The 20775-nt window shown below is 60.0% G+C and carries 19 protein-coding genes; 10 read left to right on the top strand and 9 right to left on the bottom strand.

Annotation, left to right across the window (positions count from 1 at the left end):
* Positions 1–6 precede the first annotated feature (6 nt).
* The 6 genes from AC1ME3_RS20070 to AC1ME3_RS20045 all read right to left on the bottom strand — a co-directional run bounded on the left by AC1ME3_RS20070 (position 7) and on the right by AC1ME3_RS20045 (position 8700).
* The gene (locus AC1ME3_RS20070) at positions 7–2793 is read right to left on the bottom strand and encodes a DUF1156 domain-containing protein (protein WP_480956170.1); all 2787 of its coding nucleotides are present in this window, start codon (positions 2791–2793) and stop codon (positions 7–9) included.
* Entirely contained in the window at positions 2793–3239 is a 447-nt protein-coding gene (locus AC1ME3_RS20065) for a hypothetical protein (protein ID WP_480956158.1), read from the bottom strand. Before AC1ME3_RS20065 ends, AC1ME3_RS20070 begins: the two co-directional genes overlap by 1 nt.
* 102 nt (positions 3240–3341) lie before the next feature.
* Positions 3342–3830 carry a hypothetical protein gene (locus AC1ME3_RS20060; protein WP_480956157.1) on the bottom strand — a complete coding sequence of 163 codons (489 nt, stop codon included), beginning with the start codon at positions 3828–3830 and terminating at the stop codon, positions 3342–3344.
* The gene (locus AC1ME3_RS20055) at positions 3827–4291 is read right to left on the bottom strand and encodes a hypothetical protein (RefSeq protein ID WP_480956156.1); all 465 of its coding nucleotides are present in this window, start codon (positions 4289–4291) and stop codon (positions 3827–3829) included. The genes AC1ME3_RS20060 and AC1ME3_RS20055 overlap by 4 nt, the downstream gene beginning before the upstream one ends.
* Positions 4288–7806 (bottom strand): helicase-related protein, encoded by a 3519-nt coding sequence (locus AC1ME3_RS20050; RefSeq protein ID WP_480956155.1) that lies wholly within the window; start codon positions 7804–7806, stop codon positions 4288–4290. Before AC1ME3_RS20050 ends, AC1ME3_RS20055 begins: the two co-directional genes overlap by 4 nt.
* A gap of 30 nt (positions 7807–7836) precedes the next feature.
* A complete protein-coding gene (locus AC1ME3_RS20045; protein ID WP_480956169.1) occupies positions 7837–8700 on the bottom strand; it encodes a helix-turn-helix transcriptional regulator in 864 nt (287 codons plus the stop codon).
* A 482-nt stretch (positions 8701–9182) separates the two neighbouring features.
* On the opposite strand from AC1ME3_RS20045, the gene AC1ME3_RS20040 reads away from it, so the two are divergent.
* The gene (locus tag AC1ME3_RS20040; RefSeq protein ID WP_480956154.1) at positions 9183–11315 is read left to right on the top strand and encodes a ParB/RepB/Spo0J family partition protein; all 2133 of its coding nucleotides are present in this window, start codon (positions 9183–9185) and stop codon (positions 11313–11315) included.
* Between the two features lie 591 nt (positions 11316–11906).
* Here the strand turns inward: AC1ME3_RS20040 and AC1ME3_RS20035 are convergent.
* Positions 11907–12383, bottom strand: a complete 477-nt coding sequence (locus tag AC1ME3_RS20035; protein ID WP_480956153.1) for a hypothetical protein — start codon at positions 12381–12383, stop codon at positions 11907–11909.
* A gap of 184 nt (positions 12384–12567) precedes the next feature.
* On the opposite strand from AC1ME3_RS20035, the gene AC1ME3_RS20030 reads away from it, so the two are divergent.
* From AC1ME3_RS20030 to AC1ME3_RS20000, 7 genes are all read left to right on the top strand, one after another.
* On the top strand, positions 12568–12849 hold the full coding sequence (locus AC1ME3_RS20030; protein WP_480956152.1) for a hypothetical protein: 282 nt from the start codon (positions 12568–12570) through the stop codon (positions 12847–12849).
* The gene (locus tag AC1ME3_RS20025; RefSeq protein ID WP_480956151.1) at positions 12849–13289 is read left to right on the top strand and encodes a hypothetical protein; all 441 of its coding nucleotides are present in this window, start codon (positions 12849–12851) and stop codon (positions 13287–13289) included. The genes AC1ME3_RS20030 and AC1ME3_RS20025 overlap by 1 nt, the downstream gene beginning before the upstream one ends.
* A 1011-nt stretch (positions 13290–14300) precedes the next feature.
* The gene (locus tag AC1ME3_RS20020; RefSeq protein ID WP_480956150.1) at positions 14301–14687 is read left to right on the top strand and encodes a DUF3768 domain-containing protein; all 387 of its coding nucleotides are present in this window, start codon (positions 14301–14303) and stop codon (positions 14685–14687) included.
* 130 nt (positions 14688–14817) lie between these two features.
* Entirely contained in the window at positions 14818–15075 is a 258-nt protein-coding gene (locus AC1ME3_RS20015) for a hypothetical protein (RefSeq protein ID WP_480956149.1), read from the top strand.
* 2 nt (positions 15076–15077) lie between these two features.
* Positions 15078–16370, top strand: a complete 1293-nt coding sequence (locus AC1ME3_RS20010; RefSeq protein ID WP_480956148.1) for a Fic/DOC family protein — start codon at positions 15078–15080, stop codon at positions 16368–16370.
* Between the two features lie 22 nt (positions 16371–16392).
* Positions 16393–17061: an SOS response-associated peptidase gene (locus AC1ME3_RS20005; protein WP_480956147.1), complete on the top strand. Its 669-nt coding sequence runs from the start codon at positions 16393–16395 to the stop codon at positions 17059–17061.
* An 87-nt stretch (positions 17062–17148) separates the two neighbouring features.
* Positions 17149–17889, top strand: coding sequence for a hypothetical protein (locus AC1ME3_RS20000; protein WP_480956146.1), 741 nt, complete (start codon positions 17149–17151; stop codon positions 17887–17889).
* A 38-nt stretch (positions 17890–17927) separates the two neighbouring features.
* Here AC1ME3_RS20000 and AC1ME3_RS19995 read toward each other — a convergent pair whose 3' ends face one another.
* On the bottom strand, positions 17928–19190 hold the full coding sequence (locus AC1ME3_RS19995; RefSeq protein WP_480956168.1) for a Y-family DNA polymerase: 1263 nt from the start codon (positions 19188–19190) through the stop codon (positions 17928–17930).
* Between the two features lie 5 nt (positions 19191–19195).
* Positions 19196–19627, bottom strand: a complete 432-nt coding sequence (locus AC1ME3_RS19990; protein ID WP_480956145.1) for a LexA family protein — start codon at positions 19625–19627, stop codon at positions 19196–19198.
* A 291-nt stretch (positions 19628–19918) separates the two neighbouring features.
* On the opposite strand from AC1ME3_RS19990, the gene AC1ME3_RS19985 reads away from it, so the two are divergent.
* Entirely contained in the window at positions 19919–20371 is a 453-nt protein-coding gene (locus AC1ME3_RS19985; protein ID WP_480956144.1) for a hypothetical protein, read from the top strand.
* 64 nt (positions 20372–20435) lie between these two features.
* Positions 20436–20759, top strand: a complete 324-nt coding sequence (locus AC1ME3_RS19980; RefSeq protein WP_480956143.1) for a hypothetical protein — start codon at positions 20436–20438, stop codon at positions 20757–20759.
* Positions 20760–20775 lie beyond the last annotated feature (16 nt).

Below are 20775 nucleotides of genomic sequence, written 5' to 3'. Positions count from 1 at the left end.
GTCCCCTCAGAGTGCCAAGCGGGTCTGACGATCCCCACCCACGTCGTGTATCGCTGCCGCCTGCCGGGTTAGCTCCGTCCAGACAGCGATCAGCCCATTGTAAGAGGTCGCTTCCTTAGAATCTGACCGTTTTTCGCAGATGCCGTAGAGGCAATATGCCAAATCCTTGACCGTATCTGCCATTTCGGAGCCAAGCTTTTTCATGAGCAACGCTGCGGCCTGCTCACCGTCCGTTTCGAGTGCTCGGATAAGATGTTGGCAGCATTCCCAGACGGTAAGATGACTATCGCTCTCCGAATCCCACGATAGATCCAGTTCGCCACGGCCGATTATTCTTACCTTCCCCGCAGAGCTTTCAACGATACCAGCATGTTTGACGCTATCAACGGAAATACCACGCGCTTGGGCAATACTATTTGCCGTCCCATAGTCACCGGCCTTAACACCATTCTGTTCAAACCAGGTTATTGCGAAGCGAGTATCAGGATCGAATTCGCCCTGTATGCCACCAAGGTATTCGTCGAGTTCCTTGTTGATTAGCTGCAACGCTGCCTTCACCGACATCGGACTATCGTCCGATTCTAATACGGCGCTAAAGCGAGAAAACACGCCCATTCCGGGACCAATCGCCGACTGAGGCATGTCCGCAGGAGCGATGTTCGCGGCCTGAAGGTCGCGGATGGCAGGCGGCAGCTCGCGTTTCAGGGCACGTAGAAACTCGGCCCGGGTAACCACTTCGGCATCGTCCGTCCTCTTTCTACAGACGAGCACAACGGAATTTGCCAGCGCGTTGGTGCCGACCGCCACCATTCGCCCAGGCTTTTCCGTTCGGACCGGCCACGTGCCCACAACGGCGAATCCGGCACCAATTATTGCTTGGATAAAGGTTGCCCATCCGGAAGAACTAACGCCTTCGTTCGCAATCTCGCTCTGCTTGAAGGCATAATAAATTGTAGTCGGGAAATCTGGATTACAGTTATCAGCCATGTTCTTTATGGCAGCAGACATACCGTTCAAGAAGAAATGCTCAGCAGCATCCTTGCCACCATGTCGGTCCGTGGACGCGACAAGCTCCTCTGTTTTAGGAGTGGCGAGCATACCGAACAGATCGGGAAACACGTCCTTTAGCGCAGGCTTCATCCACGCAAAAAAGAAATCAGACACATCTGAATAAGAAATATTATCATAGTATGGAGGGTCTGTAGATATAACTACGTTGTTTGGGTAAAGAACGGTCTGAGCGTCGCTATTGGCGATACTGCTCTGACCGGAAACGCTTCCGAGAGTCTCGAAACCCTTCACCATCCTATCAAAAAGACTTTTAAGGCTTCCACTTGACGAGCTGAATGGATTTACTTCCGCATAATCCCACGTCATGGGGATGGCTTGGCGTGCAAAGGTTGAGCGCATCTGTTCGTTGGGGCTATTCCAACCACAGACCGTCGAGCTGTGGTTGGCGAGCTGTCCAACAAGAAATGCGAGGTAGACGCTTATCGCGTCTGCATATGCATCAGCCCCAACGCCGCCGGATGCCAGCCCTTGGCTATTGGTCGAGAGTCCAGCAGCGACGGCATCCTTCCTAACGACAAGGCGGGCCTCGTGAACCAGTTCGCTGAGCGTGCTGAGGATTAGCAACTGGCGATTTGAAAACGCATCGCCCCAAGTCGGCATTCCGTACATTGGCAGTCGATCCACGTCATGCGACGGGGCGGGGACGCGCCCTGTTGGCTTCCAAGTTGGATTTGCCTCAGACGCTATCCGCTCATGCTCTGGCGTCGGTGCCAGATAGACCCTTCCCCTTGGACCTTCGACGACGACGGCCATCAGTTGCGCGCCGAGATCGCCACGGAGCGCGGCCTTTCGGATGTACGCTGTGTCGATCGCCGCATCGGAAAGAACGCACCGGAAATTAGCGCGCCCAACCTTTGTACCGGTTTTGGCTTTCGTAAGCTGAGCCGAGGTCCCGCCCATATGAACCTGAAAGCTCACAGCCTTGCTCGAGCGGTCTGCAATGCACTCGATCCAGGCTTCCTTTCCGATGTTTGCGCTGAGCTGAAAGCTCGATGCGATTGGCACGGGCGAGTTGCCGAACGCTGGATCAGGGCTCGGCACAGTGCGAGCCCAGATCCATGCAATCACTGTCCCTTTGCCGCCGCCGTAGCTTTTGGGGAGGTCAATGGACGGGTAAAAATGGCCTACACGCTTCACCGCCTCGGCGATCATCCAATCACCGTAGAACCTGACATCCTCCGCTATCCCACTTGCGTCGCGGTAGTGGTTGAGGCTCTGAATCCCAGGATGGATGGGTTCACGATCCCTAAATTTCTGCGGAATTTCAATCATCGCTTTGCCGATAGTAACGGCGACAGGATTCAAATCTGAGCCGAAGGTTGGCAAGCCTAGCCGCTGAGACTCTAGCGGAATAGAGCCTCCGCCCGAGAATGGATCATAGATGGAGGGCAACGCACCGCCGCATGATCGGAGTATCTCGTTTCGTGCTCGGCTCAATACCTCAGAGTTGGTGGAGTTTTCCCATTTGACGAGATCCTCGATGATCAAAAAGAGCCGACGTCGCTCTGCGTCCTGCTCCTCCGGCGTTGGGAACTCATCCGGTCGACTTGATGGATCGTCTACCAACTGCGCGAAAAGAATTGCACGGCACGTTGCGAGTGGACGCCTCGCCCACCAAAGATGAAGCGAAGACGGATGGCCATGCCGGATCGATTTCTCGCGTGAGGACGCGAGATTTATGGCTTCGAGTGGAATGGCAACCTCGATAAGTTTCTTCTTTATCAACGTCCCAACTCCCTAAGCACTCGTTCTTCATCAGCGTCCAGATTCTGAAAATTCTGAGGCGGTGAGAAGGATATTGCATTTTCAATTTCGGTTAATCCGACGGGGCGAAGAAAAAACGCGAAGTCATCTAGGTATATCGCCCCGACCGACTCCCGATCTCCAAGATAACCTGCCAACTCGGTTTTCGGTATGCAGCCAAGGCTCGACAGATCGAGAGCTTCTTTTACAGAAATCCGTTTGATTTCGCTCACTCTGGCGCTTCCGATCACCGACTTAACTGGCGCGCCAATGTAGAAGTAGACCCGGTTAGGCAGCTTCGACGGAAACCGCTTCCTAAAGAAGACCCGGACCTTTTCCGATCTAAGCGGTTCCTCCCAACGATTAAAAAAAGAATACACAACGGAATGGGCAGACCGCGCTTTGATTAAATCCTCTTCACTCATGCGGTTATTCCTGATCTGGCGAGAACACTCGCGAGTTTGAGCTGATCGCCCCAAGCGGTATGGGGAACTCGACAATTTTCCTTTTGTATGTCGGCGCTGTCATCATAGCTGAAACTCTATCGTTGAGGGCGTAGCGACCAGCTCAGGCCCCCGTGGCGGCGCTTCTTTTCGCCAGCCACCCTTGATGGTTTGAATCGACGAGATCGGAAGTCGCTGTGCTGGCGGCAGCTCGATCAGGTTTTGGACATGCCAGAATACGGCCCAATGACCCTGATTGTCGCCCTCGTACTGTCCGGTGGTCGGGGGACGGTGCACCATTCCAGTTGAGTGCCGGCCCTTCGGGGCTTCCTCTGATCCGAGATACCACCCTTTCCACGATACAACGAAACTCGCGTTGGTCGGTACGTCTTCGTGGGAGGGGTAGATCAGGACGGGCACAGGGCTTCCGGCGCGCATTTCGTCGATCTTCCGAAAAAGCTCCCATTTGCGTGAACCAAAGGCCACGAACCCAGTGTCATGAGCGATATGAACACCGGACTGAAGGTGTTCCAAGGGCACAGGCGCTAGGATAGCGAAATCCTTGATGATCATGCGACCCTTCCCTGCGGCGCTGCGACGTGCACTGCCGTTGGCTGCCTCACTGCGGAGGATGCGGGGCCAAGATCGCCGACTTGAGCAGCAATGCCACTTATAGCTGGGGAATCTAGCTCCACCCACGTTACGGCACCGCTCTTGTGAGTATATGGCACTGGGTAGGCCAAGCGACGGATTTCCGACAATTTCCAAGGCACGTTCCACTTTGCGACCGCACCGGAGCGGATCATCGACGGGGGAATGCGATGGTGCTGATGCGCGAGAACCATCTGTTCGGGCGATAACGGCATACCAACGTCTACTAGACGTGCGATGCCGTATATCGCCCCTGTGCCTTTGCGGATCAGGCCAAACCAACCACGGTGCGAGGCGCCGGACGAGCGCATTTCCCACGTCTTCGAACCATCGAGGAGATAGCCGATCCAGGGATCGGTGATGATAAGCGCCTTGGTGATCATCGGGGAGCCTCCGCCCGTTCCATAAGGCGGGCCAGATTGAACTGTATCGCCGTATGCTCGAACGCAGGCTCATGATCCGACAAGGCCCCGCGGACATAGCGCGGCGCGCCTGCCTGTCCGTTTTCTACATGGACGACAGCGAGGATGTATTTGTCAGGCTCGTGGAGCGACGTGATCACCTCCTGCCGCGTGATCATCACGGTGTCCGCGCCTTGTATCCGTCCCTTCACCTCAATGAAGCGGAGGTGCTTGGTGGCGGGATCGTAGGAAACAACGTCGTAGCCGATCTTCTGCGCGGATACGTCGGTCGGGACGTTTCCGAGAGTCCGCTCCGTCGCGATCACAGCCTCCATAGCCGCCAGTTCGATCAGGCGCCGGGCAGCCGCATCGGTTGCGAAACCTTGAGGTGCGCCGTCGAGTGGGCCAGGTCCGGACGAAGCCTGAGCGTCCAACAGGCCGCGCGGGATCACCACCATTCCACCACGTACCCGCGGCGGTTGGGATGAAATGAAACGCTCCTGTTCCAATTGCCCCATGCGGCGTTTTTGACGCTCGGCCAGATCCTCGGCGCGGCGTTGAGCGTTTTGCCAACTGAGACGTGTTTTCTTACCGGCCTTCTCCTCCTCCTTCAGCTCAAAGGCGCGCGAATCCCAGTAGTTAATCTCCTTCTTGAGGCGCGCTCGGACTTCATGCTCGACCTTTTCGATCTCGGGAAGACGTCGGGCGCGAACCTCCGCGATGTGCGCCTGCGCCAGCTCCACGGTCGCGAACTGAACGGCCGTCTTTTCAAGCTCCGTCGTCAGCCAATCCTCGTCCAAGAACGGGCGAACGCTGGCGATTTCGTCAGGTGTTGCGGGCCGCAGGTTAAGATGTGGTGCGATACCCGCGTTCACGGCGCGACCCGCCTTGTCGATTGCGGCGAACTGGAGCCGTTCGGATACTACATGCGGTTTGCCGGCGCTGGTTGTCCTGCCATCCTGAATGCTGTGTTCAAGGAGGAACACGGCCGACAGCGCGGTGCCGGTATCCAGATCGTCGACCAAGATCGCTCCCTGGCGCATGATCTGCTCGTATTGCTCGCGCACGACGCTGATCACGGCTTCGAGCAGTGGATGGCCCGGACAGACAAAGGTCGCGACGGGTTGTTGGTTGATCCGGCTCTTTTCGAAGCAAATCCGCTCATACTTCTTCTGGATCGGAGCGCCCGTGCCGATCTGACGATCGCGCTCGCGGATGCGAACCGGCACGTGGGTGATTTCCCAGCGCCCTTCTTCGCGCCGCTTCATACGGCCACCAAGGTGCTGAAACGCCTCCACGAAGAAGCTCTGGACGTGGTGCGGTTGAAGGCGCTGCGCCTCGGCGCGCTCCATCTCCAAACGAAGCTCCTGCACCTTGGCTTCGGGCATGGTGTCGTTGGTGAGCGCACGCCGTTGCAGCAGCTCCAGCAAATGATCCTGATCGACAGCCCCGTCGACCTGGCGGAAGAGGCGCGCCTTCACATCCTCCTGTTCGCCGTACTGGATCGCCTGAAACAGCAGATCCTTCAACGCGGTGCCTTCGAAAAGCTCGCCTAGAACGTCATAGACGCGACCGCCCAACGCCTCGCGCGCGGCCTCGAGCTTCTCGAGCAATCGCGCATAGACCTCGCCTTCCCGCGTGTCTGCCGCCACAATATTCCACAGATGGCAGACCTCGGTCTGACCGATCCGATGGATGCGTCCAAACCGTTGCTCGATCTTGTTCGGATTCCACGGCAGGTCGTAGTTGACCATCAGATGGCCGCGCTGAAGGTTCACACCTTCCCCGGCCGCGTCATTGGCGATCAGCACCAGCATATCGCGGTCCTGCATGAACCGTTCGATGACCTTGCGCCGCTCTTCCCGCGATACACCGCCGTGGATCACGTCGACCGCATCGGGGTTGCCGATTCGGGCTCGAACCTTGTCGAGGAGGTAGTGCAGCGTGTCCTTCGGTTCTGTAAAAATGATCAGTTTCCGCCGATTGCCGTCGGCATCGACCATTAGATCATCGTCGAGAATGCTATTGAGCTGGGACCACTTGGCGTCGAGGCCGGACCGCAGGACGCCGAGCGCCATCGTCTCAAGGCCCTTGAGCGTTTCCACCTCTAAGGCGAGCTGCTCGACCGTTTCTGCGGTCGTCGCGCCGGTCGCGATCAACTCCTCAAGATCGTCGATTTCATCCTGGCCGTACTCGTCGATGTTCCTGAGGACGTCTGCGTTGACGTCCGGCGCGGCAATGCCGACCCTGCGGCCTGCGCTCGCCAGACGCGCTTCGCCCAACTCGTTTTCCAACCGCTCGCGGCGCCGCTTCAAGGACTGGTAGATCGCTGCCGGCGAGGAGGCGAGGCGGCGCTGCAGGATCTGCAGCGCGAAGCCGACATTGTTGCGCTTTTTGCCATCCCCTTCTGCGAACCGCTGCACACGGTTCATCTCCGTGCGAACGTACTCGGTAACAGCGGTGTAGAGCGCTGCCTCAAGCTCGGAAAGCTGATACTTGACGGTGTAGGCGCGGCGCTCGGGGAAGAGCGGCCGCCCATCGAAGCGAAGCAACTCTTCCTTGGTGAGACGACGCATCATGTCCGCAGTGTCGGCGTAATGCACGCCGTCGCGGAAGCGCCCCTCAAAGCGATCGCCATCAAGGAGCGCCATGAAAAGCTGGAAGTCCTCTTCCTTGCCGTTGTGCGGCGTTGCCGACATCAGCAGGAGGTGACGGCAGGCTTCACCGAGCTTCTGTCCCACCTGGTAGCGCTTGGTGTATTTGACGTCGCCGCCGAAGTAGGTCGCCGACATGCGATGCGCCTCATCGCAGATGATCAGGTCCCATTCCCGCGCGCTTGCGAGCTTGGCTTGAAGCTCCTCGTTGCGAGCCAGTACGTCGAGGCGCACGATGAGCCGATGACGATCCTCGAACGGATTACCCGACCGCGACGTTTCAATCATGTCGCGGGTCAGAATGTCGAACTCGAGATTGAACTTCTGGCCCAGCTCATCCTGCCATTGCTCAACCAAGCTGCCTGGCGCGACGACGAGGCAGCGTTCTAGGTCGCTGCGAGCGATCAGCTCCTTGATCAAAAGGCCAGCCATGATCGTCTTGCCCGCGCCGGGATCGTCAGCAAGCAGGAAGCGCAGCGGCTGACGCGGCAGCATCTCGCCATAAACCGCCGAAATTTGATGAGGCAGCGGATCGACCAAGCTGGTGTGGATTGCCAGATAGGGATCGAAATAGTGAGCGAGCTTGATCCGGTTCGCCTCGGTGACGAGTCGCAGCAGCGCACCGTCGCCATCGAATGACCATGGTCGGCCGTTCACCTCGACATGGAGGCGATGTTCGTCGTCTCGATAAAGCACGGCCTCGGCGACGGCGCCGTCCAGATCCCGATAAACGACGTTCATCGCCTGGTCGCCGATCCAGTCGACGGACAGGATCTGCACCACCTGCGACGAGGCGATGCCGCGCACGGATGCGCCGTTGCGGATCTCTTCAAGCTTAGCCACGCCAACCCCCTGCCGGCTCTATGACCGTGCTCATGCCGCGTACTCCGCTTTTCGCAGCGCAGCTTCGGTGTCGTTCCAGTTGGTGACGACGATGTGCTGGCTGCGCGCAGGGCGCTTCGTTGCGTCGTCCAGCAACCCCAACCGCTTCAAGACATAGAACAGCATGGCGTAGCGCACCGTCAGGACGGCCGCGCCACCTTCCATGCTGTAATCCTTGGAAACGACCGCCTTCTGGCTGTCGGTCAGATCGGGATGAGGTCCGATTTCCACGCCGAAACGCTCCTGCCACAGAACGTCGTCGAGCGGGTCGGAGCCGCCTTCAGCCATTTCACCGACACCCAATATCCGTGACAGCAGGAAGTCTTTGAACCTGTTGGTCACGTGACAATACGCACGGACATGCCAACGAAAGCCATCATAGCCGAAAGCATGGGGAGTGATCCGTCGCCAAGCTGGATCGGGCCTCTCCTTGCTCATCGACTGATAGTGAACGTCAACGGACTTGCGATCACGTACTGCGCTTAACACTGCCCGAAGCACATCAGGATCGATGTCCCTGCGTGGCGTCAGGGCAATATCGGTGTCGGGAACCTGCGTGATCCAGGAATCTGAAAGATCGACCAAGCCTTCGGCCACTGATCGAAGCCGAGACAGATAGCTGCCAGGATCGGGCGTAAGAAAGCGTGGCGCGAACTTAGCGCTCGCGACGTAACGCTTAGCACTTTTGTCATAGATCGCGTTTTGCGGCGCATGTTCCTGATAGAGCGTCAGATCCTTGGAGGCTTGCGGCACAGACACGTCGAACATGTTGATGATGTCCGATCGGTTGACGCCCCCCTCCCAGAAAAGGCGAAACTCGATGAACTCGAGGCGCCGTTCGACGCCCCATTTCAATCCTGTCGAGCCTTCCAGCACCAGATTATCCCTCACGACCATCGCCAAACTATATGGAGATATATAGGCGACGCGATTAGTTTCTATTCCCATCAGAACGGAGCGTCAAGGGAGTAGTGCGCGGTCCGGACGGACACGGCTCTATCGGCCCACAGGGGCCGACCGAGCCGCCCGAGGCGTCTCGTCCCATTCGGGTAACGATCCTCGCGTGAGGTGTGCCACGTGGCACACCTACGGACGCGCATGCGCGCGACGCAAATTTGTGGCGCTACGGCCCTCCCCCGGAGGTCCGCCAGCGCGGGGAACATCAAGGGCTGCTGCCCTTTCGTTCCCGAAGGAAAATAGACAGCCCCGTGTGGTCCGCCAAGCGCGGCACCCGACACCCTAAGGGGTATCGGCCGCGCTAAGCGGCCTGCCCGCACCAGGCCATCGATTTTCCTCCTCCCTCCCCATCCCGCTCCTCGCCGGAGAGGCAGACCCGGTTGCTGCGGCAACCGGCTTTCAGCCTCGAAGGAAAGGAAGACAGGACAATGGCTTACACCCGATACAAGGGCGATCCGTATTGGAAGCGCGCGAAGTCTGACGGGACCAGCGCGGACGGCATTCCCTACGCCAAGGGCGAACGTGTTTTCTTCTATCCGCGCACCGGCGCGACCTACGCGGGCGACGGCGCGACACGTGCATCTGTCGAGTTTGACGAACTCGCGGCCCTCGAAGGCTTACCCTCGCCCATCATCGAACTTGATTCAGATCAGGAGTTTTCAATCATGGCTATCACCTATCCCAAACTGTCGCAGCTTCGCCTTTCCCCGCTCAATCAGCGGCAGGTGAAGCCCACCGCCATCGAGAGCATGGCCGACGATATCGACGCGCACGGCCTCATTCAGAACCTCGTCGCCTACGAGGAAGACGGCCTGTTCTACGTGTTCGCCGGAGGACGGCGCTACCGGGGTCTAAAGCTGCTGGCGAAGCGTAAGCGGATCAAGAAAAGCGACACCTTCCCCGTCGAGGTACGGGACAAGAGCGAAGCCATCGAGCTTTCGTTGATCGAGAACGAGCAGCGCGAGGACATGCACCCCGCCGACCGCATCCGGTCCTATGGTGCGCTCCGCGATACCGGCATGTCCGCCGAGGATATCGCGGCCCGGTCCGGGGTCGCGGTCAGCTTCGTCTATAAGATGCTTCGCCTTTCCGCGCTCGCACCTTCGTTGATCGACCTTATCGCCAAGGATCAGCTATCGCTCGACGCGGCGCGCGCGCTCACCCTCACCGACGATCACGACCTGCAGATTAAGGTCTGCAAAGCGGCGGACGGCCAAGCCCACACCATCCGCCGGATGCTCACCACCGAGAAGGTCGCGACCACCCACGGCGCGTTCCTGTTCATCGGGCGCGAGGCGTATGAGGCCAAGGGCGGGACCATCACGCCGGACCTGTTTTCGCAGGACGACGCCGGTTACGCCGACCAGCCCGAGCTTGTGCAGGAACTGGCAGAGGAAATGCTGGACGGCATCGCCGCCGAATATCGCGCGATCGGTTGGCATGAGGTTCGCGCCGAACTGGACCGGCCCCACGACCTTTACATGAAGGGTATTATGTATCCGGCGACCCGAGAGCCGACCGAGGCCGAGGCCGAGCGGCTTGCCGCGATCAATACCGAGATCGAGGCCATTGCCGAGGGCGAGGGCGAGGATAGCGAGCGCATCGAACCGCTTTCCCACGAGCGCGACGCGATCGCCGGGGGGCTTCGCGGCTTCAATGCCGAACAGGTGGCAATCGGGGGCGTGGCGCTTTGGGTTTCCCATGACGGTTCGCTCGGCAAGAGCTTCTATCGTGCCAAGGCCGAGCCGAAGCCCAAGACCATCAGCGACGGCCCGGCACCGCTATACAGCAACAGCCTGTTCGCGGACTTGTCGCGCATCAAGACGCAGATTGTGCAGGAAGCCGTTGCCACCGACCCGGCGCTGGCGCTTGATATCATGCTGGACAGCCTTGCAGGCCAGTTGCTCCACGGCGCACACAGCTTCCAGATGGCGCTTGAGGTTCAGGCCAAAACGATTGTGACCGACGTTCCCGACGAGCTAATGGCGACGAGCGATGTTCGTCCGGTTGAGGAAACGATGGCGACCCGGTTCGCTTCCATCCCCGCCGAAGGCCGGTTTGAGGCGATCCGCAGCATGGAAGCCGACGACAAGATGGCGTTGCTTGCCGGGCTTGTCGCGATGACCGTGGACGGCACGGTGTGCGCGGGCGGCTCCCCCGGCACCCGGCATCACCATTTCGAGCAGATCGCGCGCGCGAGTGGCGTGGACATTGCCGCGCGTTGGTCCGCTCCGATCGGCCTGTTCGACAAGATGCGGCGCGCCGCGATGATCAACCTGCTGCGCGAAGAATGCGGTGCCCCGAGCGCCGAGAATTGCGCGAGCATCAAGAAGAAGGCGGACCTTGCCGTCAACTTGTCGGGACGGCTCCCCGGCAATTGGCTTCCCGCCCCGATGAAGATCGGCGCGTTCGACCAGCCCGAGCGGGACCCGACGAGCTTCGACCCCGACATGGACGGTGACGGCTTTGAGGGTGTGGAGGATGACCAGATGGCCGACGACGAAACGGCGTGAAGATCGGGGGGGCGGTGTAAATCGCCCCCTTTTTCCACCGTTGCGCCCAGGCGCGGCCCCGTCGCCAGCGCGCCCGCCCTGCCTTGCAGGGCGGGCGCGCCTGCGTTTCCTGGCGGAACCGCGCGGCGCCGCCCGACCAAGGCCGGGCGGCGCCTGGGCGACTTCACGACAATGTGACCGATCGAGTCAGGGAATTATCGTCAGAACGTGCGGAGATCGGGTAGAATGGTCCTCGACCGGCAGCGGACGGATGTAGCAGCTCCCCCGCAATCTCGCCGGTCAAAGGAGGTGTATTGGATTGACAACATTCGAGACCATCATGGTCGTGTTGGCCGGCATCTCGCTGGTCGTCGCGATCGTCACGTTGGGGAAGAAGTAATTCGACCTTGACGGGGGGCGGGGGCCTAGCAGGGTTCCCGTCCCTTTTTTTTGATGCCATAAAGTTTGAGCCCGTCGAGTAGCAGCTCGACGGGCTCAGGATGGTGCATCGGACTAACGTCGATACGAGACCGACTCCGATATACGCCTTTCCAGCTTAACAACCAATAGCAGGATGGCACTCCAACCTGAAAATGGGCGTGCGCAGCGGATCTAGATTGCTAGAACCGCTGACGGTGTACCACGTGGCACACCCGATCCGGCAGACGCCGCGTCGAGCCGCGCGAGCAGATCGCCCAAGGCGCGTCGCCGGTAGGCGTTAAACCATCGCCGGCGCCGATGCTCGGCCGCGTCATGGATCATGTGGCACCGTTGGCAGAGCGCGGCGAGGTTGCGCGGCACGTTGTCAGTCGGATCATGGTTCAAATGCGCGCACGCGATATAGACCTGCGTGATGCGCACGATCGCCGCGACGCCCGCGGCAGGCGCTCGCGTGCGCCGTCCCCGTCCATCGCGCCATAAGCATCGATCGGCATCCCACCAGCGGCCATCGCCCAGGTGAAACACACGCTGACCGTGCGGACGCTGGCAATGCTCGCATCGTCCCTTGGCGCGGCCGAAGCGGATCAGCTTCGACAGTTCGGGCCAATCGATTGGATAAAGCCAGCGATGTTCGGCCATGATCGGCATGACGATTCTATGAGTCAGTCGACTCGAGAACGAAAGCAGAAAATCGGCGGCAATCCGCCACTGTGATCAGCAGGCCACGCGTGCCGAGTGGACGTGGCTTATGGGGGCGGCCCGGGTTCTATGGAATTGACGTCGTTGCCAACCTGCACCCGTCGATGCAGACTTGGAAATCAGGGAGACCGTGATGGGTGTATTTCTTGCCAAGATAATCGACGACGTAGGTGAAGAGGCAGCTAGCAAGATCATGACCCGAGATCGACAGGACGCTGCGCGGACCATGGTTCGAAGTGTGCTGGTTGGTTATGACGACGGGCTTTACACTGGTTTGGTCAAAGTTTGGGACGACAGCGACAGGGAAGATCCGGGCACGTTGTATGGATGGGAAGCGTTGCGCGAACTGCCAGAGGGATTTGAAAAAGAGGATGAAGAGCTCGACGTGGACGTGAAGCTGAACGAGCAAGCCTGATGGGGAAAGGCGGATATAACGGCGGATCGTCGCTCTTGAATTTCAGCTGGTTTGGGTGGGGCTCGGGATCTACAAAAAGCGCTAAGCAAGCCAAGCCCATCGTTTCAAAGAAAACGAAAAAGCTGGTTGCCGAGCAGAAGTCCGCCAAGCAGCGAAAGCATGAGGAACGGCAGGCCGAGGAGCAGCGGCTGGCGAAAATTCGCCGAGCGGAGAAGGCTACTGGTGAAAGGAAGAACGCGCAGCCGAAGGTGCGAGCCGGCCATGGCGATCCGGAGTTGATTGCTAAGCGGCTGAGTAGGCATATGATCGGCGTCGAGGTAAGACGCATCACCAAAAACACGCTGCGAGCTCGGAAGGCGGAAGCGGTTAGTGAGCCGGAGTCGGCTGTATCACCGCCGACACGCGGTCGGCTTCGGCCAGCGGCTTCTGGACAACGCTGACCTTCGATAATTCCTCCGGCTACCAGAATGCTAGAAGCGCGGGCAACACTCCGAATATTGCGGGCACCGTCTCGCGGATGACTTATGGGACGCGGTCTGCCATCGCGACCATCTGGTAGGGGGAAGAATGGAAAGCAGTGACGAGCGATTTCGCCGACAACAGCAAGAGTGGAAGCATGATCGCGAAAGGCGAGAAGACCAGCGACGCCAAGACGAGCGCGAGCGGGCACGTAAGAACGCTGAGGCGAGTGCGCAAAAGGAGCTAAAGCGCCACAATCGGGAAATCGAAGAGGCGGCGCGTGGGCAGAGGAGCGAAGGCCGCCCAGGTACGCCCCGTCAAAACAACTCGGAGCCTCGCTACCGAGATGCACCCTCCGATTATCAGCCGCGCGCTCGTCGCGGGAGTTTTCTAAAATGGGTCGTGGTTGCCGCGTTCCTTATCGCCGTTGTTCATTTCTGGCCCCAATTGCGAGCATTGAGTGAAGACGCTTCGTCCTCGCGCTTAACCGTTAATCAATCGGAAGCAACGACGCCGGATAGTGTGACTGATGGCCAGCCGACGCGGCGAGCTGACCGTGGGAGTGCGCCATCTCGACCGAAGGTTGCTATCAGACGGCCAATCACTTTTGCGCCTAAGTCGGAAGTGGTGCAGGCACTGCCCGAACAGTCTAACGATTATCCGGCATGCTCAGCCACTATTACTGATCACTGCATAAGTAAGTAGCGTTGCGTCTGATGCCTCCTCGCGCCCCCTCCCCATTGATGTCGCCGATCGCCGCCACGATCGGCGCGGAGGGGAACGCCAAGGGTTCTGCCCTTTCGTTCCCGAACGACAATCGACCGCCCGTGTAATCCGCCAAGCACGGCACCCGGCGCTCCGCTCCGGCCGTGCTAGGGCGGCTCGCCCGCGCCAGCGGTAGATTCTCGCCCTCCCTCCCCATCCCGTTCCTCGCCGGAACGGCAGGGCCGCAGGCCGTGGCCTTGCGGCCCATGCCAGAAGGAGGATCAGTCATGCGCAATCCCGAACACCTCGACACCATCCGCCGCCTCAACGACGATGCCCGCGCCAAGCCGGGCACGGCATCGATCGCCAACGTGACGATGGGCTTTCAGTCCCTCCCCGACGCGGACCGTTTCGCCGCGCTCGTGCAGATTGTGAGCTTCACGCAATTTGACGGCAACAATGACCCTTATGGGGAGCATGACTTCGGGGCGATCTATCGCATAGCGACCGGGGAATGGACGCAGCAGCGGCCAAGTGATGAGAAGACCATTGCAACGACCGTGTTCTGGAAACTGGATTACTACGATAACAGCCTCACCTTCGGCAGTGACGCGCCGTGGGATGAGCAGCGGACCAAGCGCGTACTGACGATCATGCTCGCGAGTGAATATTGAGGTTTGGAGCCTGGAGCGATCCGCGCTCGTCGGAGCGCGGATCGCGATGTGTCGCGATCCCCAAGCCCAAGTGATTTGTTGAGGAATCGCCGTAGAAAGCGTAGGGTTAATGGGGAAAGGAGATGACTTGATGGTCCACATCGATCTTGAGGCGCTTCGCGGTCGCATTCGCTCGATGGCCTTCGATCGCGGTACCCCGGAGCAGATCGCCCTTTGGCGCGACGACGTTTCGGAGTCGCGGGCCAACCTCGTCATCGAGGACATGACGCCGACTGAGGCCGAGGATGCGATGTTCGCGCTGATGCTTGACGAGGGTGTGCCTCCCGCGCTGATGCCGTCGATCATCCTCGACCTCTACAAACCAGGAACCAGCCAGATCGCCGCCTGACCTTGGCGAACGATCCTTATACCTATCCCGGCACCGACACGCTTCGGAACCGGCTTGGGATCACCGATGATAAGACGCTCACAGAGGCCGAGCGGCGGCTTACACAGGCGCGCGGCGCGGAAGCCTCGCGCCTGGCCTTTCCAGCGACGGCCGAGGGCTACCGTGGCCTCCATAAGCATCTCTTCCAAGACCTCTACGAATGGGCGGGCCAGGACCGCACCGTCGACACCGCCAAGGGCGGTGCGCGTTTCGCGCACGTGCCCTACATCGCGCGCGAACTCGACAAACTGTTCGCTGACGTAGGGGCGAAGAACGGCCTTCGCGGGCTTCCTCGAGACGAGTTTTTCGACAGGCTCGGCAACCACATCAACGAGATCAACGCCATTCACCCTTTCCGCGAAGGGAATGGCCGCACGATGCGCCATCACGCCGCGCAGCTCGCGCGCGACGCGGGCCACCCGATCCGCATCGCTTCGATCGACAAGACAGCATGGATGGACGCTTCGCGGCATGGTTTCTTGACCGGCGATCATCGTGGGATGGCCGCGGTCCTCGCCGGCGCGGCGATCCGGCGCGACCTCGCGCCCGAGGCGCGCATCGGTCGCGCCGGGATCGCAATGCTCCCCCAGCGTGCGCCGCCCGAAGGGCAACGCTATCGGATGACGCTCGGCAAGGTTCGTGAAGAACTGGAACGCTACCTACCCGCCGCCCGCCAGCAGGCGGCCGACCGACTTCGCGGTCTGATAAAGGACGGCGCACCTACCGCGACCATCGCGAACGCGCGCACCGAGCTTGCCTATGTCAGACACGCCAAAGGGCCAGTCTATCAGTCCCACCTTCTCACCTATCTCGGCGTTCGACAGGTCGATGCCGTCATCACCAAGGAGCAGTCGCCGCTTGAGCGCGTGCGGGAGATCGGAGCTGCGCTAGGCGTGCAGATCAACGCCCAGCAACCGGCGCAGCTTCAAAAGGCGGTCCGCTCCCTTGAGCGGCACGCGCTCCCCCCCGGCCACTCGCCGGGACAGGAGCGGTTGGCCGAGCTGTTCTTGAAGAACACCCCGGAAAAGAACAACGCGGACCCGCGCCTTGCACCCGCTCAGGCGATCGTCGACGCCGCCATAAAGACGGCGCGCGATCGGGGAGAAAGCGTCCGTATGGTCAGCACGATCGGGGATTCGACCCGCCAGCTCGTTGCCGATCGCATTAAGACGGGCGGTGCCCTCGATGCGGAGATCGGCCGCGTTCCCGATCGGGCCGCGGTCCCCCCGCCACAACAGAAAGAGCGGGGCCGCTGACCGGCCCCTCTGGGAGGACAGCATGTGCAATAGGTATCGGCTTTCGGCGAAACAGGCGTCTGTCATGCGCGCGTGCGGCTTCGAGCCGCCTTATCCTGAGGACGAAACATACCCGGTGCCGCGCGAGATCTTCCCTACGGGGAAGAAGACCGCGCGGCATGGCCTGGTCGTGCGACGATCGGCGCAGGGCAACCGGCCGTTGGATCCGGTTGCGATGGAGTGGGGTTTTCCGACCCAGGTGCCGAGCGAGCGCGATCCAGCGGTGAAGCTGGACAAGTATGTGACCAACGCACGCAATCTCGCGTCGCCAATGTGGCGGCCGTCGCTCGCCAGCGCCGATCGGCGCTGCCTCGTACCGTTTACGCACTTCGCCGAGCCGCACCCGGAGGGCGGCATGGGCGATGACGGCAAGCCCCTTCAAATGTGGTTTTCACTCCCCGATCAGCCCATCAGTTTCTTCGCCGGTTTGTGGCGACCGACCGCGCGTGGCGAAGCCTACGCCTTTGCCACGACGTCGCCGAACGCGATCGTCTCGCCGTGGCATCCCAAGGCGATGCCAGCGATCCTTAATCCGTGTGACTTCACCACCTGGCTCGACGGTTCACATGACGAGGCGCTTGCATTGGTACGGCCGTATGATGGCCCGATGACTGAGCAGGTGACGACGCCGAGCGCCGAGTTGGTCGGCTGATCGCCGAGAGGACAGACCCAGAGTGACACGTTCCGGATCACGACGTAGGTTCTTACCAGGATATAATTTGCTCGGGGTGGTGCAGCAGTGTTTCGGAAATTGTTCGGAGGCGGAACGCCCCAATCATCGTCATACGAAGCCGGTCAGCAGCTTTTCGAGCAAGGAATGAACGCGGCGAGCGAGTACCGCACCACCGCTGCGATAGCGCTCTATACAAAGTCCTACGAGGCGAACCCAAATCCGGCGCCGCTGATCAACCGGGCCAAGATATACCGCTGGCGCCTCCTATTCGGCGAGGCAATCCGAGACCTCGAAATCGCGATGCGCCTCGACAAGCAGCAGGGGGATCAATTTGCAATCCCTCTAGGAACGGAGCTGCGCGAATGTAAATTTCTCGCACAGAACATCTTAAATGGTCGAAAAGATCTGTTCGTAACAGATTTGCGAAGCAAGGGCTTTGATCATGTGGCTGGACGGATTGCCGACTCAATTTTCGAGGGCGACGGTCAGCTTCTTGGATACCATCTGGTGAACGAGGTCGACAACGTGAAAAAGTTTGAGACCCTTTCAGACTTTCCGTCTGTAAGAACGCTTGTCACAAATTGGATGAAGGATCAACGCGCAATAGAAAAAGTCTTAGCCGACCCAAGTATTAGTGCCGAGTATCGTGAGAAGCGCATCCTGTTCGAATCTATGGTTTGCGTTTACGATTATCCAGAAATGGCGAAGCTGCGTGATACTATCGTGCGCAAAATATGGTGTTTACTAAATCCGCCGAGTCAGATGCAGGCTCTTTGGGAAGTTGGTCTTCGCGATCCCATTAGGTAATTTCTATCGGGAGGGGGTAGGTGTGCCATGTGACACACCTATCGAGCGATAGGTATCTCTCCGATCTGAGTCGTCCATGCCGGACTCTTCTGCGACCGCTTCGTATCTGATGATCGCGCGCCGCACCCTTGCGCGGCAAGGATGACGGTGTTTCGCCCGAACCGATCATTGAGGCCGTCCATTGCCGCCAGCAGGGCCGGTGCCTTAGGGTCGGGAGCCGAGAACAGGTCCGATTGCCCCAGCCCCTCCGGCGTCAGGCCCTCCAGCAGCACTCCGCATTTCGTATAGACGCCTCCAGGCTCATACATCGCCTCCATCATCTTCGCCGCGATCCCAACGATGACGCGGGGATCGTTTGTCGGAGGAGATAGCCGCGCCGATCGTGACGCTGATGGTGGGTTGGCGCGGTATCGAGATCCATGCGCGAACGCGATTAATCGGCTCGCCGCGAGCCCTTGCGCTCGTATCTTCTCAGCCGCTCGCGCCGCGCGCCGCGACATAGCCTCACGCAGCTCGTCGAGCGCGGTGACGGGCTCGCCGAACTGGCGAGTGACCGCAGTCGCCTTCAGCGGTTCTGGCGACACCTTGAAGTCGTCGCACTCGACCCCGCCCAGCTCTCGCACGAGACGTTCCAGCACGACCGTCCCTACGTCGCGAGCGACAGCGGGCGGCAACGCAGCCAGGTCCGCGGTCGTCTTCACGCCGAGAGGCCGGAGCCGCGCTTCGAGCGCGCCTCCGATCCCCCATACTTCCCCAACCGGCCATTGCTCGAATAGTCGCCGGCGCAGCTCGACGTCGTGCAGGTCGACCACGCCCCCCCAAATCTTCTCAGTCGCTTTCGCCAAGGCGTTCGCAACCTTCGATAGGGTACGCGTCGGTCCCAGCCCAATTCGGGTCGGAAGGCCGACCGATCGCGCAATGTCGTCGCGGACCAGGTGCGCGGTCTTTACGTCGCCGAGGCCGTTCGGCAGCACCGGGAGGCGGAAGAAACTCTCGTCAATCGAGTAGACTTCCACCACATCTGAGTAATCGGCGATAACGGCGTTGAAGCGTCGGTTGAGGTCCGCATACAGCTCATAGTTGCTCGATCGAAGCTGGATACCGTGGCGCTTGATCCGATCGCGAATTTTGAAGACCGGATCGCCCATCCGGACGTGAAGTGCCTTGGCTTCCTCGCTACGCGCGACCGCACAGCCATCATTGTTGGACAGGACAATGACGGGCACGTCTCGCAGGCTCGGATCGAACAGGCGCTCTGCGCTGACATAGAAGTTGGAGACATCGACGATCGCCCACGACATACCGTCTAGCGCCGGTAGTCGCGGACGCCTGTCCGCACGACGCCCCATATTTCCACGCCTTCGGCCGACGTCGGTTCGTAGCATTGCTGGCTGTTACGGGCCTCGAGGAATGCCCCGCCGCGCCGCTCAACAAGCTGGCGGCAAACGAAGCCACCATCGACGATCGCGATCACAATATGCCCTTGTGCGGGGCGAGTGTCGCGGTCGACCACCACGACATCGTTATCGTAGATTCCGGCCTCGATCATGCTGCTGCCGCTAATGCGGAATACGAAGCTCGCGGCTCGATCGAGCCTCAACAGCTCGATCAGGCTTATCGCGTCTTCCTGCCAATCTTGGGCAGGGCTTGGAAAGCCAGCGCCGGCTGCACCGACGATGCGTAGAAGAATTCCCCTCGGCACCTCGGCAATCGGCACCGGCTGCATCAACGGCAGCATGGTGATTCCCTTCACGCCCTTGTAACGCGCGAAGGAACGGAAAGGGAACAGGGGAGATGCACCGTTCGGCGCATCGTATCGTCGGTGTCGGTTTTCTGCGGGGTTCTTCTTTGCCGCCAATTTTTTTTGGGGGGGGGCAGCGCCCAAACCACGCGCTCACCTCATCAAAATATTTTTGGGGACGCGAGATCGCCACTTGACGCCGCCAAGGCTGAAGCCCAAATGCGGTATTGAGGCGGTGAAGGATCAGTTCACCGCCTCAAATGTCACTCTGACCCAATGGAGGCTACCATGCAGATCATCATCAACGATACCGATCTTATCAAACTCAAACCGGCAACGCGACAGGATTTGCTTGCGACCTTCTTTGGTTCGTCGGCGTCATCGGCCACGCCACAGAACGCCAACGGGTTCGAGTTCGAGGAGGTGGTGGACCTGACGCCAGAACAGGTGGCCGAGTTCATGCAGGGCTGCTCTCCGCAGACCGTTGCGGGGCTTCAAGTGATCGCCGAGCATGGCCCGGTGATCGCCGCCAACCTACTCAATGAGGCGGGGATCGACAATTACGGGCACTTTCAGGGGCGTGTCACCAAGCGGACGCGCACCATCACGGGCGACAAGCACGCCTTCCTGTTCACGTGGGATGATTGGACGAGCGCGGAGAATGCCGAGCGCGGCTATGGTCACTATGCCGTGACGGAGACGACGTTCCGTTCGCTGCGCAAGCACTTCGAGCTGGATTGATCGACATCAAGGGCAGGGAGTGGAAGGCCCCTGCCCTTTCCGTTTCCCAGGCAGGATATGACCCATGACCAACATAGCCGTCGCTCGCGCCTTGCAGACCATCCAGGGATGCACCGACCCAAAGAGTCTCCGCCAGATTGCCACGAACGCACGCGTTAAAGGGGAGCTGGAGGTGGCTCGCGCGGCGGACCTTCGCCTTTACGCCATCCTCCTATCGGAAGCGCCCGGTACGTTCGAGCATGATGTCTGGCAGAGCATCCACGCGCTGGAGGGAACGCTAACGGTCGAACGTGCGAAAACCACCCGTTTAGGCCGGACGCGGCAGAAAATCGCGCGCGTCGGCGAGTTCGAGACAATTAAGGACCTCATCCTTGGGGTCGGTACATAGAACGGACCCAGATATA

The organism is Sphingomonas sp. BL2, from assembly GCF_056680015.1.
This window is presented reverse-complemented; position numbering and strand designations above follow the sequence as displayed.